14 protein-coding genes and 2 pseudogenes are annotated in these 15,378 nt (G+C 42.3%); all 16 read right to left on the bottom strand.

Going from position 1 to position 15,378, the window contains the following annotated elements; translation table 11 throughout:
• A pseudogene (locus tag AC058W_RS13325) lies at positions 1-589 on the bottom strand (hypothetical protein); the annotation flags it as partial.
• A 140-nt stretch (positions 590-729) separates the two neighbouring features.
• Positions 730-1,971 (bottom strand): glutamate-5-semialdehyde dehydrogenase, encoded by a 1,242-nt coding sequence (locus tag AC058W_RS13320; protein WP_479390184.1) that lies wholly within the window; start codon positions 1,969-1,971, stop codon positions 730-732.
• A 23-nt stretch (positions 1,972-1,994) separates the two neighbouring features.
• Positions 1,995-2,552: a 5-formyltetrahydrofolate cyclo-ligase gene (locus AC058W_RS13315; protein WP_117676446.1), complete on the bottom strand. Its 558-nt coding sequence runs from the start codon at positions 2,550-2,552 to the stop codon at positions 1,995-1,997.
• Positions 2,530-2,751 carry a DUF896 domain-containing protein gene (locus AC058W_RS13310; protein WP_117676445.1) on the bottom strand — a complete coding sequence of 74 codons (222 nt, stop codon included), beginning with the start codon at positions 2,749-2,751 and terminating at the stop codon, positions 2,530-2,532. The genes AC058W_RS13315 and AC058W_RS13310 overlap by 23 nt, the downstream gene beginning before the upstream one ends.
• 72 nt (positions 2,752-2,823) lie before the next feature.
• A complete protein-coding gene (proB, locus tag AC058W_RS13305; protein ID WP_117676444.1) occupies positions 2,824-3,681 on the bottom strand; it encodes a glutamate 5-kinase in 858 nt (285 codons plus the stop codon).
• A 43-nt stretch (positions 3,682-3,724) separates the two neighbouring features.
• Positions 3,725-4,219 carry an rRNA maturation RNase YbeY gene (gene ybeY, locus AC058W_RS13300; protein ID WP_117676443.1) on the bottom strand — a complete coding sequence of 165 codons (495 nt, stop codon included), beginning with the start codon at positions 4,217-4,219 and terminating at the stop codon, positions 3,725-3,727.
• The gene (locus AC058W_RS13295; protein ID WP_479390183.1) at positions 4,216-5,226 is read right to left on the bottom strand and encodes a PhoH family protein; all 1,011 of its coding nucleotides are present in this window, start codon (positions 5,224-5,226) and stop codon (positions 4,216-4,218) included. The genes ybeY and AC058W_RS13295 overlap by 4 nt, the downstream gene beginning before the upstream one ends.
• A gap of 353 nt (positions 5,227-5,579) precedes the next feature.
• Positions 5,580-6,785, bottom strand: a complete 1,206-nt coding sequence (locus AC058W_RS13290; RefSeq protein ID WP_118609871.1) for a sporulation protein YqfD — start codon at positions 6,783-6,785, stop codon at positions 5,580-5,582.
• Positions 6,786-6,801: 16 nt separating this feature from the next.
• Positions 6,802-7,086 (bottom strand): YabP/YqfC family sporulation protein, encoded by a 285-nt coding sequence (locus tag AC058W_RS13285; RefSeq protein ID WP_117676440.1) that lies wholly within the window; start codon positions 7,084-7,086, stop codon positions 6,802-6,804.
• Positions 7,087-7,146: 60 nt separating this feature from the next.
• A complete protein-coding gene (locus AC058W_RS13280; RefSeq protein ID WP_117676439.1) occupies positions 7,147-7,683 on the bottom strand; it encodes a DUF2284 domain-containing protein in 537 nt (178 codons plus the stop codon).
• 165 nt (positions 7,684-7,848) lie between these two features.
• A complete protein-coding gene (gene rlmH / locus AC058W_RS13275; protein WP_117676437.1) occupies positions 7,849-8,328 on the bottom strand; it encodes a 23S rRNA (pseudouridine(1915)-N(3))-methyltransferase RlmH in 480 nt (159 codons plus the stop codon).
• 92 nt (positions 8,329-8,420) lie between these two features.
• Complete coding sequence (locus AC058W_RS13270; protein ID WP_117676436.1) at positions 8,421-9,521, bottom strand: chitobiase/beta-hexosaminidase C-terminal domain-containing protein; 1,101 nt, start codon at positions 9,519-9,521, stop codon at positions 8,421-8,423.
• A gap of 13 nt (positions 9,522-9,534) precedes the next feature.
• A pseudogene (locus tag AC058W_RS13265) lies at positions 9,535-12,122 on the bottom strand (FtsK/SpoIIIE family DNA translocase).
• Between the two features lie 282 nt (positions 12,123-12,404).
• Entirely contained in the window at positions 12,405-13,283 is an 879-nt protein-coding gene (locus AC058W_RS13260) for an undecaprenyl-diphosphate phosphatase (RefSeq protein WP_178413142.1), read from the bottom strand.
• 318 nt (positions 13,284-13,601) lie between these two features.
• A complete protein-coding gene (gene gltA / locus AC058W_RS13255) occupies positions 13,602-14,996 on the bottom strand; it encodes an NADPH-dependent glutamate synthase (RefSeq protein WP_118410940.1) in 1,395 nt (464 codons plus the stop codon).
• The coding region (locus tag AC058W_RS13250) for an iron-sulfur cluster-binding protein (protein ID WP_479390182.1) at positions 14,996-15,378 on the bottom strand (383 nt) is incomplete at its 5' end. The genes AC058W_RS13250 and gltA, both read right to left, overlap by 1 nt.

Raw genomic sequence — 15,378 nt, 5'->3', positions numbered from 1 at the left:
TCGCAGAACCACCTGCCATCTGCAAATTACCACCATTTACAGTAAACATGCTGTCTGTGAATCCTGCTGCACGTTTGATTGTAGTATCTTCCGCTGCAACCAGCATAATATTCTTAGTAGCCGGAACATCTACAGTAGCATTCAGTTCAATCTCACCTTTTACTTTAACATAAGTAGGTGTGCCTGTCAGATCTGTTGTATCCGGTACTGCTGCAAACGCATCTGCAAGAGTTGTATAAGACTGATCACCAACTACGATTGCTGCCGCAGCATCAGCTTCTGCAGCCTGAGCATCTGTTTCATCCTGTGCAGGGGTTTCTTCTTCCTCTGCCGGTGTTTCCTCAGCTGGTGTCTCTGTCGGATCTGCTGCCGGATCTTCCACCGGTGTTTCATCGGCTGGTGCCTCATCGTCTGGTGTCTCTGCTGGATCTTCTGCCGGTGCTTCTGTATCTGCTGCATCAAGTTCTCCGGAAACTTCCTCACTTGCTGCTTCCACTGCTGTATCTGCTGCTGCAAATGCGGCTGTCGGTGCCATTCCCACGGACAATGCACTTGCCATTAATAAAGCAAAAAGTTGTTTTTTTCTCATTTTATGTCCTCCCGTGAATGAGTTTATAATCAAATCTGTTACTGCCTGCTATCCTTCTTTCCTCCCGGGAAGCAGGTGGTAACCCCAAATCTGAGATGAAGTATATCACATCTTTCAGAAAAAATCAATGTTACTGTTGGCTATGGACGCACCTGTCCATTTCCATAAATAATATATTTCGTTGTGGTCAGAGCCTGCAGTCCCATCGGTCCTCTCGCATGAAGCTTCTGCGTACTGATACCAATCTCTGCTCCAAAGCCAAACTCAAAGCCATCCGTAAATCGTGTAGAAGCATTCACATAAACCGCTGCCGCATCCACTTCGTCCAGGAACTTCTGTGCATGCTCATAATTATTTGTGATAATAGCCTCTGAATGCTTGGTATTATACTTATTAATATGAGCAATTGCCTCTTCCACAGAAGAAACCACTTTGATTGAAAGAATATAATCCAGATATTCCTTTCCCCAATCCTCTTCTGTAGCATGTACCGCTCCCGGAATCAGATCATATGCCGCTTCATCTGCACGGATTTCCACATGTTTCTCCTGAAGGCGTTTCGCAAGGACAGGAAGAAATGCATCTTTGATATCTTTATGTACAAGAACGGACTCGCAGGCATTGCATACACCAACTCTCTGAGTTTTTGCATTAATAATAATGTTTGCCGCCATCTGCAGATCTGCTGTCTCATCTACATACGTATGACAGTTACCTGTACCTGTCTCAATAACAGGAATGGTACTCTGTTCTACTACCGCTTTGATCAGGCCTCGTCCTCCACGTGGGATAAGCACATCCACATATTGATTCATCTTCATAAATTCAGCCGCTGTCTCTCTTGAAGTGTCAGAAATAAGCTGAATTGCATTCTCTGTCACTCCCTGCTCTTTCAGAGTTTCTCTGATGCAGTTTACGATTGCTTCATTTGAATGGATTGCATCGCTTCCGCCTTTTAAAATCACTACATTACCTGTCTTAAAGCATAACGCAAATGCATCCGCTGTCACATTTGGTCTTGCCTCGTAGATAATTCCAATTACGCCAAGCGGTACTCTTTTCTGTCCGATAAGTAACCCATTCGGACGTTTCTTCATTCCCATCACTTCTCCGATCGGATCTTCCAGAGCAGAAACCTGTCGCAGCCCCTCTGCCATTCCTTCAATTCTGCTCTCTGTAAGGAGAAGTCTGTCAATAAGTCCCTCTGGCATATGATTACGTTTTCCTTCTTCTACATCCAGTGCATTGGCACTGATCAATGTCTGCGCATCTTTTACCAGTCTGTCTGCCACTGCAAGAAGCACTTCATTCTTCTTGTTTGTGGAAAGATTTCTCATTTCTGTTTCGGCTGCCTTTGCATTCATGCCAAGGCGATTCAGCATCTCATTCATGTCCCGGTCTCCTTTCAGTCAGTAAGATAGCATGTCTCCTCTTCTGTTACCACGATCTGCGGGCAGATATCTGTAGGTTCTGTCGGAACCTCCGGCAACATCTGAAAAGAAAATGCGACAGCAACCCGCTCAAGCTGCGGATGCTTCTCAAGATAGCGGTCATAAAATCCTCCGCCATATCCAACCCTGTGATTCTCTCTGTCAAAAGCCACGCCTGGCATGATCATAAGAGCCTCTGGCCATTCAACAATCTCCCCCGATGCCGGTTCGGGAATCCCAAAGTATCCAGGTTCAAGCTGTGAAAAATCGGTCAGTTTATAAAATACCATATCCTTTTCCACAACCTTTGGAACTGCAACTTCCTTTCCGGCCTTCCATGCCTCTTTTATAAGATACTCCGTTACAACTTCATGATTGTAATCTGCATATACCAGAATCTGACTGGCGTTTTTGAATGCAGGAAGCGCTGTCACTCTTTCGGTGATTATAAGACTCATAGTTCTTATCTGCTCATCACTGCGCAGCTTTCTTTCTGCAAAAATTTTCTTTCTAATGTCTTTTTTTGATTCCATATCTCTCACCCAGATTAACGATACTTCCATCTTCCTGTTTTACATCAATATTATCAAGCTGAGAACGCAGATTCATGCGGACAGATGCCAGATACTCCTTACGGAGCAGATCTCTCTCTTTTTTCTCTTCTTCTGTAAGTCCTACGCTCTTCGCTTTATGTGCAAGTGCATTAATACGGTCAATCTTTTCGACTTCCATAGTATTTCTCCATTTCTTAGCTATATATTTAATTTCTTTATTTCACAAGAAAGTATCCTGTTTGTAGACCTCTTACAACAGTCTGTCAATAATATCGATCAGGTAAACTTCCTCTTTGGACTGGCTTACAAACAGTGTGCCGTAATTACGTCCTTCTGTAATCTTATGGATGATATGGAAATCTGCTCCATTTGCAATTACCATATCCACGCCTGCTGCTGATGCAATCTGTGCAGCAGTCAGCTTTGTAGCCATTCCTCCGGTTCCTACCTTACTTCCTGAAGTTCCTTTTCCCATGTTGAGCAGTTTATCATCCAGGTTCTCTACCACATCAATAAATTTCGCATTCGGGTTTGTGTTCGGATCATCTGTAAAAAGTCCGTCGATATCAGATAACAAAATCAGCAGATCAGCCTGAACAAGAGCTGCAACCACTGCCGACAGTGTATCATTATCACCGAATTTCTCCAGGTTCTGAAGCTCATAGGTAGAAATAGAGTCGTTCTCATTTACAATAGGGATAACTCCCAGACTCAGCAATTCATTAAAGGTATTCTGCGCATTCTTTCTGTTGATATTATTTACCATCGTATTTTTGGTCATCAGAATCTGTGCAGATGGCTGATTATACTCTGAAAAAAGTTTCTGATAGATCATCATCAGTCTGGCCTGTCCTACTGCCGCACAGGCCTGCTTTCCTTTAAGTTCCGTCGGCTTTTCTTTCATTCCAAGTGCGGCAACTCCTGTTGCAATAGCACCTGAAGAAACAAGAATTACATCTTTTCCCTGATTACGCAGATCACTGAGTTCTCTTGCAAGAACTTCCAGCTTGCGGAGGTTCAGTCTGCCTGTCTCCGGATGTGTCAGGGAAGAGGAACCAATTTTGATTACAATACGTTTTTTATTCTTAAGTCTTTCCCGATAATTCATTCTTTTGTTACTCCATTTATATAACTTTAATTTTTGACGCTCTCTAACGAGTAATTCCAAGTTCATCCAGCGCTTTTGCCTGTTTCGCTTCCATAACAGTCGCTTCTTCAGATGTCATATGATCATATCCAAGAAGGTGAAGCATACTGTGCGCCACCAGGAAACAGAACTCTCTGGTTACACTGTGTCCGTATTCCTCTGCCTGTGCAAACACCTTATCCACTGAAATCATAATGTCTCCCAAAAGGAGTTCATCGGTGTCAAGGTCAAAATAGGATTCATCTTCTTCTACGATTTCATATCCTGCCGGTGTCTCAAAAGGAATCATGGGAAAAGAAAGTACATCTGTCGCCCTCTCAATATCACGAAACTCTGTGTTAACTCTCTTAATCTCCTCATTATCTGTAAGCACCAGGTTCACCTGCGCCTCATAGGGACATTCTTCCATTTCAAGAACCTTATCGGCTACTTTTACTGCCAGAGTCTCATAATCGATTCCCAGTTCCCGGTCTGTCTCATAATCGATCTGCATATTCATCGTTCATTTCCCCCGTTTCTGCGTCTTGCCGGTCTTTCAGGCTTTTGTTTCTTTTCATAATCATCATACGCCTGAACGATCTGCTGTACCAGCGGATGACGGACAACGTCTTTGCTGGTAAGCTGACAAAAACCAATATCATCTATTTTCTTCAGTACTTTCATTGCTACATCAAGTCCTGACGTAGCATCTCTTGGAAGGTCCTTCTGGGAAGCATCTCCTGTAATGATTACTTTAGAGCCGAATCCTATACGCGTCAGGAACATTTTCATCTGTGCAGGAGTCGTATTCTGCGCCTCATCAAGGATGATAAATGCATTATCAAGTGTACGTCCTCGCATATAGGCAAGAGGTGCTACTTCAATCAGACCACGTTCCATATTCCTGGCAAAGCTGTCAGCTCCCATGATCTGATACAATGCATCATAAAGCGGTCTCAGGTATGGATCGACCTTGCTCTGAAGATCTCCCGGGAGAAAACCCAGCTTCTCTCCTGCTTCGATTGCCGGACGTGTCAGAATAATTCTGCTGACCTCCTCGTTTCTGAAAGCAGTTACCGCCATCGCCATTGCCAGATAAGTTTTACCTGTACCGGCAGGACCTACGCCAAAGACAATCATCTTCTTACGAATCTGTTCTACATAATCCTTCTGTCCAAGTGTTTTCGGTTTAATAGGTCTTCCCTGAATCGTATTGCATATAAAATCTTTATCTATCTCAGTAAGAACCTCATTTCTCTGCTCCATTGCCAGAGAAAGAGCATAATTTATGTTCTGTCTTGTGATCGTGTTGCCTCTCTTTGCAAGCACCACAAGCTCTTCTATTAATTTCTTCGCAGAAGATGTGCTCTGTTCATTGCCAAGTATCTTAAGAATTCCGTCTCTGGAAATCACCGTTACGTTCAGTGTTCTCTCAATCAGTTTAAGATGCTCGTCAAACTGGCCAAATACATTTGATTCCAGATCAGCAGGCACTTCTGTGTGTAATTCAATAATGTTACCAGCCATCCTGTGATGTCCTTTCATGTACATAATTCTGGATTACCATTCGCCTGGGCTGTTGCCCGCGAAAGAACCAGATGTGTCTATTGTAACACCTCCTTGCAAGTTTTTAAATAAAAACTTCCCTCATTTACCTATTATTTTGTGAAGTTTCTGTGTCGGCATTTATCGTCAATATAGCATAGAACCTGTTTAGTTACTGTTCACACGACACTATCCCGCGAGGTGTTTTGGCATGAAAATGCCAAAATCCCGAGACATACGGCGCGAATTTATGCGATCAGCATAAATTCTGTGCATCGCGAAGCGTGTTACTGAGAACGAAGTGAACAGTAATCCTGTTTACAGGTCAAACTCCCTCACCGGATTTTTGTATCTTTCTCCTTTATCACCTGTTCTTTACCAATCTGTTCTACGACTTGTATGGTTCCCCTCGTAATGCAAGACTGTCCGGTAATTCTGGTTGTTATATTAGTTTTTAAAATCTTCAGATTATCTTCCAGAAGTTTTTTCTCGTATTTTTGTAATTGCTGTGCAGCCTCCCCATTGGCCGCTTCCGGCGTATAAGTTTCTTCTTTTGATTCATAATTTACAACTTTTGCCCGTCCTATCCATACAGGCAGCAGAAAATTTTCTGTAATATGCAGAGGTTCTTCCTCCGTAACACATCGCTGACTTTGAACCACCGGTCCGTATAATCCAAGATACCATTGTCCTATGCGAAAGTATAATCCACGTTTTATTTTTCCAGCTGGTTTTTCCACCGGATGCTTCATTGAAAATTCCTGATAATATGAAATCTGTCTGGAAATAAAAATGTCTGCATCTGCATGAACATATTCATTTCTCACGATTTCCTGGCTGTCATTCATAATATGAAGTTCTCCGGATACCAGAAGTTCCCCTTTTTTACATACATCCCCGGGGTTCTTTACAGGTACTCCACAACGAACGATCATATCCGTAATTATCCCTTCTTTATCTGCGATCAAGTCACAAGGACTTGTATCCGCAGAATCTTCTTTTTCAGTAATTCCCTCCTGAAGTTCGAGAATCAGACGGGTTCCTTCTATCCTTGCAGATACCCATGTAGTTTCTGTGAATTTTCTTCGTACTGCTGCCGCAAGCTCAGAACAATTCACTTTCTTTTTCGCCATTCCGTGAACGATACCCTGTTCATCAAGGAAATCCAGTATCTCTCCTGTACCGTTTCGGACATTTCCCTCTATATGAATATTCCAGATTCTCCCCGTCATAAAAAATATCAGAACACATCCAAGAAGCATTCCTGCAAAAAAAGCTTTTCTTTTTTTATTTGCGAAAAAAAAGAAGGGCATTCCCCGTTTTTGTATAATCTGAATATGTACACCTGTTTTACTCCGAACCGGTCTTAAGCGCCAGAAATCTCCTGCCCGCATTTGAGCAGTAACCTGATCATTATTTTTGTACTGTATTTTCTCCATATAAATCTTTCTGCTTCTGCAGAGATTTAAAAAGCGTTCCGGATATTCTCCTCTCACAAGAATGATTATGTAACCATATATTAATTTCAGGATTTTTTCCATTCCCACCACCTGATTTTTATGTCATCTGCTTCTTTGGATAAATACCTGAGATATTCCCGGTCACCTTCATTGCGCTGGAAGTATACCAGAGAATCTCCAGATTTTTTCCACAGATGCTTACCTTTCCCCGAAGAGACCGGACTACAATTTCTGTAGGTGTATATCTGGAAATAGACTTATAATTCTCAATGAGAATTTCCATTGAACCAGTCATAGTAATAATCGTTTCACTATATGCCAGATCAGGAGGAATCTCTAACGCTGATACCATCTGTTCCTTCCACCGTCCCAATTTTCCCATAAAAAAATCCCTCCGGCTTTTAGTATCAGTCTATGCCAGAGAGATTATACAAATTCCAGTTTAACGAAACAGAACCATAGAAAACCACAGAATGGTATTTCCTCCAAGATTATATTCCATAGATTCGCGCTCTACGATCTCATTTACTACCACGCCATGGCTCTCCAGACATGGATGCATCCGCTCTGGATGCCTGCAGGGTTTTCCTTCCTTGTATGCGCATTTTTCACAGATATCGCAGGATTCTGTCGAAAGGATATATGTCTCATATCCTTCCCTGTTCAGGTATTTTCCCACCTCTGTGGTCAGATCTTCGTGCGCATGTCTGGTAGATAACATTTCTTCCATATTCATAATATCCGAAACTTCCGCCACACTGGAAAAGAAAACAGCCTGTGGAAAACTTCTTATTTTCTTTTCACATTCCTCTAAAGTACCCACTGCCGGCGGACAGGCCCAGGTAGAATCATAACGCTCACATTCTTCTCTGCAGATCGTACGCACGCGCTCTTCTACCCCAATATCCTTCGTATCAAGCAAACGATATTCAAAAATAGGATATTGCGAAATAAACTCTTCAAATTTTTCTGTATTCATGTCTTTTGTCTTCTTTCATTTTATATTCGTATTGTGCAGCACTCATATTATAAGATGTCAGGATCAAAAGATCAGAAAGTCGTTCGTGCTTGCACGATAAGACTTTTGAACTTAACATCATTATAATATCCTATCAGATATTCACCATCCGCAGAAATCCCGCATTTATTTGTGATATGGCTCATGGTTCATGATGCGGTAACTTCTGTATATCTGTTCCAGAAGAATCATCTGCATCAACTGATGAGGAAATGTCATCTTTGAAAAACTCAGCTTATAATCCGCACGTTTTAACACCCTGTCGCTTAATCCCAGTGATCCGCCGATTACAAAAGCAATGGAGCTGATACCAGAAACCCCCAGTTTTTCAATCTTTTCAGAAAGCTCTACCGAATCCAGCATTTTTCCATCAATTGCCAGCGCGATCACATAGTCCTGCTCCCGGATATGCTTCATCAGACGCTCTCCCTCTGTATCTTTGATCTGTATATTTAATGCTTCCGATGCCTTATCAGGTGTTTTCTCATCGGCTACCTGACAGAAAGTCAGTTTACAGTATCTGCTGAGTCGTTTCGCATATTCTGCAATTCCATCGGATAAATATTTCTCTTTAATCTTTCCAACTGTAATAATACGGATTTCCATTATTTAATCTTCCTTACTTCTAATGTGTCAACAAAGTTACTGTCCACTTCGTGAACAGTAACTCGACAAATTCTAATTCAAAGCAAAAGCCACTAATATTGCAGATAATACTCCATCGTAGTCACTTTACTGACCTTACCATTGGCAGCTACAAGAATCACATTTAATTTATGATATCCAACAGGCATGGATATTGGCTGTTCATAAAGTGTACTGTTAATATCCGGCTGAGAATCAAACGCGTAATATGCCTTACATCCATCCGGCACAGTCACTTTTATTTTGGTTTTCTTATCATAATCGCCGGACTTTGGTGTTACCTCTGGTGCATCTGGTGTCTTCAGAACAATCACATATTTTCTGTAGATCATATCACTCTCAATGCCTTTATCATTCACACCAATCGCTTTAACTTCTGTCGTTCCCTCTCTCAAAGTAATCGGCTCTGTATACAACGCACTGTCTTTTGTAGGTACACTTCCATCCAGAGTATAATAAATCCGGGCATGATCTGCCCTCAATTCCAGAGTCTGTACCGATGCATAAGTACCCGACGCAGGATTTGACACAGGAGTTTCGCAGATATAATCACTGCATTTATCCTGAACTTCCTTACTTGCATGTTTCAGTACATTTCTTACTTCCTCAGTATTTCCGTTCTGTACAAGAAACTCCACATATTCCCTGTATAATGACACTCCGGCAGTTTTATTACGTATAAAAGGTTTCAAAACAAGAATTGCTGATTTCCTGTCTCCCAGCTTCTCCATACTCTTCGCCAACAAGAGATTTGCAGCCTCACTTTCCGGTTTCAAATCAAGGGCATCTTCCGCAATCTTTAATGCCCTTTCATAATTCTGCTGTTCATACTGCCTCTTTGCGCCGGAATACAAAGCCGAAAAAGAATGTAACTGCCGATAACACAGTGCCCCCAGCAATATTGCCGCAAATGCCACAAGACATATCAGCTGTTTTTTACTGATATGTCTGATATATCGTTTTTTTCTCTTCCATTTTTTTAATTTATTAAAATATTTAAACTTGGATTTCTTCTGTGGCGGACGATTCTGCTGTTCTTTCTTCATAAGTGTTTCTACAGAATCAAACTCTTTTACCCAAGGTATCTCTGCAAGACAATACGGGCAATACAAAGACCCCTTCTCCACTTCTTTGTGACATTTCGGACATTTCATAGGCAGTCCTCACTTACTGGTTCTCAAGATAATTCTGAAATTCTTCCATAGACATAAGAACTTTTCTCGGTTTAGTCCCTTCTTCCGGACCAACTACACCTGCATCGCAAAGCTGATCCATAATTCTGGCAGCACGATTAAAGCCAATTTTAAACATTCTCTGAAGCATGCCAATGGAAGCTTTCTCTTTTTCAATGATAAACTTACCAGCTTCCTCGAAATGTACATCCCTGTCATCACCAGACATTCCTGCTGCTGTTACAGGAGAGTTCACCTGCTGCTCAATCTGCTGGTTATATTGTACTCCCGGATTCTTATCTGCAAGAAACTCAACCACCGCACTGACTTCATCATCAGAAACAAACGCTCCCTGAAGTCTCGCCGGTTTCTGATATCCCTGTGGATAAAAGAGCATATCACCTTTTCCAAGAAGTTTCTCTGCCCCATTCATATCCAGGATTGTTCTGGAATCGACACCAGAGGATACAGAAAAAGCAATTCGAGAAGGCATGTTCGCCTTGATCAGACCGGTAATAACGTTTACAGATGGTCTCTGTGTCGCAATGATCAGATGAATACCGGCAGCACGCGCAAGCTGAGCCAGACGGCAGATCGCATCTTCCACCTCACCCGGTGCAACCATCATAAGGTCTGCAAGCTCGTCCACAATGATTACGATCTGAGGCATCTTCACCGGTTCTTCTTCCGCTCCTGCCTCCTTGATCTGTTCTGCTTTTCTGTTATATTCATCCAGATTACGCACACCATACTCTGCGAAAGTATTGTAACGATTTGTCATCTCCTGTACCGCCCAGTTTAAAGCTCCTGCCGCTTTTTTCGGATCTGTTACGACCGGAATAAACAGGTGCGGAATTCCATTATAAACACTAAGTTCTACTACTTTAGGGTCAATCATAATAAGCTTTACTTCTTCAGGTTTCGCTTTATATAAAATACTGATGATCAAAGTATTGATACATACGGATTTACCGGAACCTGTTGCACCGGCGATCAGAAGATGCGGCATCTTCGCAATATCCGTTACAACTGTCTTTCCTGCAATATCCTTACCTACAGCAAAAGATAGCTTGGATTTCGCTTTCTGGAACTCTTCTGACTGAAGCAGATCCCTGAGCATAACCGTACTGTTCTCTTTATTCGGAACCTCAATTCCTACCGCTGCCTTTCCCGGAATCGGTGCCTCAATACGGATATCAGGAGTTGCAAGGTTAAGCTTGATGTCATCTGCAAGACCAACGATCTTGCTGACCTTCACTCCCATCTCCGGCTGGAGTTCATAACGGGTAACCGTAGGACCACAGCTTACATTCGTCACTGTCACATTTACTCCGAAGTTATGTAATACTTCCTGAAGCTTCTGTGCTGTTTTACGCAGATATGCATCAGAATCTCCCTGTGATTTATTGCTTCCTTTTTTAAGAAGATTTAATGTAGGAAATTTGTATTCTTTTTTTACGGCTTCTTCCTGCTGGATAATCTCATGCTGAATATTTACAATTCCGCTCTGGATCTCTTTCTGAGAAGGTTCAGGGTTCCTCGACAGCCTGCCGTGGTGCCTTCTCCTCCTGAAAAGGGGGCACATCCTCCGGCACTTTCGCTTGTTCAGAAGACCTGGAAACAGTGTCTGCGTAAGCCTCTTCTTTCTCAGCAAATAAATCTTCTTCCTGAGGAATATTCTCATTTTCGTATATATCTGATGTAGTATCAGCTCTGTGAATTTCAAAATTCATCGGGGAACTCATATATTTTGTCGCAGTTTCATCCTGCTCCTGATTTATATTCTCATGAGCTGTATCAGTACCTGCATCTTCTGATGACATTTCCGATGCTCTCTTGATACCGTCTTTTCTTCTTCACTGATTCTTTTTTTCTTTTCTCTTCGGTTTCTCCTCCCGGATATCCTGTCAGTTTGGTACCTTCAAGAAATCCACCTTTTTTCATTTTTTTCGCTTCAGCCGGATCAAGAAGGCAGTCACCATCTGAAATCTCATCATCTCCGATCTCCTCTTCCAGTCTGCGGATTCGTTCTTCACGTCTTTCTTCACGCATAAGCTGGCGTTCACGGGCACGCTCCTCCCTGCGCATCGCACGCTCAGGCTGTCCCTGAACATATCGTGTATGTCCCTCTTTTACAAAATCACATATCTTTATAACGATCATAGTTATAAAATCCAGCAGCGAACGCTGTGTAATAATGATCATGCAGACAACAAACGCCAGAATAATGATAACATAACCACCAATCGTACCAAATGCAGATGTGATTGAAATACAGATTGCTCCACCAATCAGTCCGCCTCCAGTTTTATAATCCGCGCTTAATGAAAAGTAATCCAGCAAAGTCGTGCTTTTCATATAGCCATCCGTAAGAAGCTGTGCAGCTCCGCACATAAATAAAAACATTACAAATGCTGCCGCAAGTTTCTTATATGCCAGACGATTCGTCCTGTTGATCAGAATAAAAGCCGCTTCTAAAAAGAACACGATTGGAAATAAATATGCCATCAGGCCCATCAGTCCAAAACAGAAGTTACTGATCGCATCTCCTACAAAACCTCCCACGCCAAAATTGCTTGCCATCAGAATCACGCAGGCTGCCAGGATCACAAATATTATAATCTCTGTCTGAAATTTACCTACTTCCTGCTCCATAGCCGTCGGCTTTTTCGCATTCCTTGTATTTTTTGTACCTTTCCCCGAACGTCCGGTATTCTTACTCTTTGATGCTGCCATTATAAGGCTTCCCTCCTTAATTCTCTTTTATATCTCTCACGAATAATTCCTTCGTTTGCCGTACATACCTGAAACCTCCGATACTCCCGGCCTCATATCCTAGAAATCACCTTATTAGTATACTGGCCCTTATAAAACAAAATTCAACGCCAGTGTAATAATACCGACCGCAAATGAATAATATGCAAAATAACGCAGTTTCATATTCTGAGCCATCGCAACCGTACTTCGTATCACAAGACAGCCCACAAATCCTGCAATAACCATTGCAAATACATACGCAAAACCAAGTCCAACTGTCATCTCAGAAGCACCGAAATTTCCTATCTCAGTAAAAAAAGCGCCTACGATTGCAGGAAGGCTCATAAATACTGAAAAACGCACCGCAAATTTACGATTATATCCACATAAAAGTGCAGCGCATAATGTAAGTCCCATTCTTGAAATGCCCGGAAAAACCGCAAGTCCCTGACAGATACCAAGCCACATGGCGCTGTCATAAGAAGCCTCTTTCGGACCTTTTTTTCCACCGGACTTATTCAGATCAGTTACCAGAAGCAGTACTCCCGTAAGTAAAAATCCAATTCCCGGAACGATTGGCGAATCAGCCGCCAAAAGCGCCAGTCTCCTTCCTGTGAATCCCAGAAGTGCTGTCGGAATCATTGAAATAACAAGAAGTGCCCCTAATTTCCGATATGTTCCCGTCACGATTCTTGCATAATTCAGATTCTTACCGGTTCTTTTGTTATAGATATAAATATTCAGATTCCCGATAAGATCCATAAACATTCCCAAAAGTTCCAGAGCTATCTTCTTTAAATCTTTCCGAAACAAAAATATAATTGCAGCAGCAGTCCCCAGATGGAGTATCGCTTCCAGCAGCAAGCCTGTTCCATGATTTATTCCCATAAGCTGTTCCAGTGCGCACAGATGTCCCATACTGCTGACAGGAAGAAATTCCACCACTGCCTGAATAACAGCCAGCAAAATTAAATATACAACTATCATAAACTGATCCTTTTTCCGTTTCCCGATGTTCCTTAGTACATCATTTCGCAGATACACTGTTCCTTACACCAAATACGAAGATACACTAATTATTCATCGATTAGTTTGTTCATTGCTGCTTATCCCGTTCTCAGCAACTGATTTATACTGTATGTCTTTTGCTACTACATGCATAAATAAACAGTAACTCTTTCCCGACAATTATATTTATTATAGCACATTTAAAGATAGTTTACAACCAAAAAGCCCCCTGACTGAAAAACCAGCCAGAGAGCCCTGCGTTTGGACATTCAAGAGAATTTCTTAATAAATTCTCAATTATTTATTTTTAAGATATTCGTCGATACCTCTGGCACCAGCTTTACCTGCACCCATAGCAAGGATAACTGTAGCTGCACCTGTAACAGCATCACCACCGGCATATACGCCGTCTTTGGATGTCTTACCTGTTTCTTCTTCGGCGACGATACATCTTCTCTTGTTGATCTCAAGACCTTTTGTTGTGGAAGAGATCAGTGGGTTTGGTGAAGTACCAAGGGACATGATAACTGTATCTACATCCATGTCATATTCAGATCCTGGAATCTCAACCGGGCGTCTTCTTCCTGAAGCATCCGGCTCACCAAGTTCCATCTTAACAACCTTCATACCTTTTACATGACCATTTTCATCAACAAGGACTTCCTTCGGGTTAGTAAGAAGATCAAAGATGATTCCTTCTTCTTTAGCGTGATGAACTTCTTCTGCTCGTGCAGGAAGCTCTGCTTCACTTCTTCTGTATACGATATGTACTTCAGCGCCAAGTCTTAAAGCTGTTCTTGCAGCATCCATAGCAACGTTACCGCCACCTACAACTGCAACTTTCTTGCCGGCTGCGATCGGTGTATCATAAGACTCATCGAAAGCTTTCATCAGGTTGCTTCTTGTAAGGTACTCGTTAGCAGAGAATACACCACTTGCATTCTCTCCCGGGATGCCCATAAACATTGGAAGACCTGCACCTGATCCGATAAATACAGCTTCAAATCCTTCATCCTCGATCAGCTGATCGATTGTTGTGGATTTACCGATTACTACGTTAGTCTCAAATTTAACACCTAATTCTTTAACTTTCTCAATCTCTTTCTTAACAACTTTCTGTTTCGGAAGACGGAATTCCGGAATACCGTAAACAAGAACGCCGCCAAGTTCATGAAGAGCTTCGAATACAGTTACATCATATCCTGCTTTCGCAAGGTCACCTGCACAGGTAAGTCCGGAAGGACCAGAGCCGATAACTGCAACTTTATGTCCGTTCTTAACTTCTGCTCCTGCCGGTTTGATGTCATGTTCCAGGGCATAGTCAGCGACAAATCTCTCCAGTTTACCGATAGAAACGGCTTCACCTTTAATGCCACGGATACATTTACCTTCGCACTGTGATTCCTGAGGACATACACGTCCGCAGATAGCCGGAAGTGCGGAAGATAATCCGATTACTTTATACGCTTCCTCAATCTTGCCTTCTTTGATCTGTTCAATAAATCCAGGAATGTTGATGGATACAGGGCAGCCTTCTACACATTTCGGTTTCTTGCAGCCTAAGCATCTCTGTGCTTCTTCCATTGCTTCTTCCTGATTGTATCCAAGACAAACTTCTTCAAAGTTTGTTGCACGTACCTTCGGATCCTGCTCTCTTACAGGAACTTTCTTTAACATCTTTGCATCTGCCATTACTTGTCACCTCCGCACTGTCCGCATCCACCGTGGTGGGTATCGCCTTCCTGAAGCTTCAGTAATGCACGGCCTTCTTCGGTCTTGTACATCTGGCTTCTCTTCATAGCCTGATCGAAATCAACGAGATGTCCGTCGAATTCCGGTCCGTCTACGCAGGCAAATTTGATCTCATCGCCAACCTGAAGGCGGCATGCTCCACACATACCAGTTCCGTCAACCATGATCGGATTCATGCTGACAATTGTATGAATGCCAAGTTTCTTAGTAAGAAGACAGACAAATTTCATCATGATCATTGGTCCGATAGCAACACAGACATCATACTGTTTGCCTTCATTTGTTACCAGATCCTCAAGAGTCTTGGTAACCATACCGGAAC

The sequence above is a fragment of the Blautia sp. CGZ-1-C1 genome, from assembly GCF_056504575.1.
This window is presented reverse-complemented; position numbering and strand designations above follow the sequence as displayed.

Excerpts from the sequence above, each read along its gene's own strand:
- AC058W_RS13320 (WP_479390184.1), bottom strand. The coding sequence starts at position 1,971 with ATGCTGAATCGCCTTGGCATGAATGCAAAGGCAGCCGAAACAGAAATG.
- AC058W_RS13315 (WP_117676446.1), bottom strand. The coding sequence starts at position 2,552 with ATGGAATCAAAAAAAGACATTAGAAAGAAAATTTTTGCAGAAAGAAAG.
- AC058W_RS13310 (WP_117676445.1), bottom strand. The coding sequence starts at position 2,751 with ATGGAAGTCGAAAAGATTGACCGTATTAATGCACTTGCACATAAAGCG.
- proB (WP_117676444.1), bottom strand. The coding sequence starts at position 3,681 with ATGAATTATCGGGAAAGACTTAAGAATAAAAAACGTATTGTAATCAAA.
- ybeY (WP_117676443.1), bottom strand. The coding sequence starts at position 4,219 with ATGAATATGCAGATCGATTATGAGACAGACCGGGAACTGGGAATCGAT.
- AC058W_RS13295 (WP_479390183.1), bottom strand. The coding sequence starts at position 5,226 with ATGGCTGGTAACATTATTGAATTACACACAGAAGTGCCTGCTGATCTG.
- AC058W_RS13290 (WP_118609871.1), bottom strand. The coding sequence starts at position 6,785 with ATGGAAAAAATCCTGAAATTAATATATGGTTACATAATCATTCTTGTG.
- AC058W_RS13285 (WP_117676440.1), bottom strand. The coding sequence starts at position 7,086 with ATGGGAAAATTGGGACGGTGGAAGGAACAGATGGTATCAGCGTTAGAG.
- AC058W_RS13280 (WP_117676439.1), bottom strand. The coding sequence starts at position 7,683 with ATGAATACAGAAAAATTTGAAGAGTTTATTTCGCAATATCCTATTTTT.
- rlmH (WP_117676437.1), bottom strand. The coding sequence starts at position 8,328 with ATGGAAATCCGTATTATTACAGTTGGAAAGATTAAAGAGAAATATTTA.
- AC058W_RS13270 (WP_117676436.1), bottom strand. The coding sequence starts at position 9,521 with ATGAAATGTCCGAAATGTCACAAAGAAGTGGAGAAGGGGTCTTTGTAT.
- AC058W_RS13260 (WP_178413142.1), bottom strand. The coding sequence starts at position 13,283 with ATGATAGTTGTATATTTAATTTTGCTGGCTGTTATTCAGGCAGTGGTG.
- gltA (WP_118410940.1), bottom strand. The coding sequence starts at position 14,996 with ATGGCAGATGCAAAGATGTTAAAGAAAGTTCCTGTAAGAGAGCAGGAT.